This is a genomic window from Mycobacterium sp. NS-7484, assembly GCF_001953975.1.
GTDB lineage: Bacteria > Actinomycetota > Actinomycetes > Mycobacteriales > Mycobacteriaceae > Mycobacterium.
Genome location: NZ_MBEJ01000076.1, coordinates 1 through 519, shown reverse-complemented (window position 1 = coordinate 519; position 519 = coordinate 1). Strand labels below are relative to the sequence as shown.

Sequence of the window (519 nt, the reverse complement as noted above, 5' to 3'; positions counted from 1 at the left end):
TCATCGACACCGAACGCATCTTCCCGACCTCTTCGAGCTGCGGGACGATGACGTTGAGGACGGCGATCAGCGCGACCCAGCCGATGATCAGCGGCACCGACAGGCGCCGGATCCACTTGGCGATACCGCCGTGCTCAGCGTGCCGGGCGTGTTGTGGGCCGCTGACCGGGAACGAGTCGGTCGGGGTGTCGTAATTGCTCATGCAGATTTCACCAAGCAGAAGGTCTGGGCGTTCACGCCGTTGGAAGTTCTCTCGTCTTTGACTTCGTCATCGACGGTGATGCGGCAGCTGATGGTGTCGCCGTTGCCCTGGGCGACGATGTTGGGGAACACCGACGGGGCGGTGGATTCCAGGCGCAGCGTCCAGGGCAGGGTGACCCCGTCGATGCGTTGGGGCTGGGCGTCGAGGTCGAGGTAGTTCACGTCGGCATAGGCGCCGGGCTCGCCGTAGATCTCATAGACCACGACCTTGGGGTCGAACGGCTTGGTGTCATCGACCTTGGCGCTGGAGATGCCCGA

The 519-nt window shown here is 63.8% G+C and carries 2 protein-coding genes; both read right to left on the bottom strand.

Going from position 1 to position 519, the window contains the following annotated elements:
- Positions 1–202: hypothetical protein (locus tag A5733_RS13350; RefSeq protein WP_142253982.1), on the bottom strand; the 202-nt coding region annotated here is incomplete at its 3' end.
- Positions 199–519, bottom strand: a 321-nt coding sequence (locus tag A5733_RS13345; RefSeq protein ID WP_076240454.1) for an MmpS family transport accessory protein, incomplete at its 5' end; no start/stop codon positions are given. The genes A5733_RS13345 and A5733_RS13350, both read right to left, overlap by 4 nt.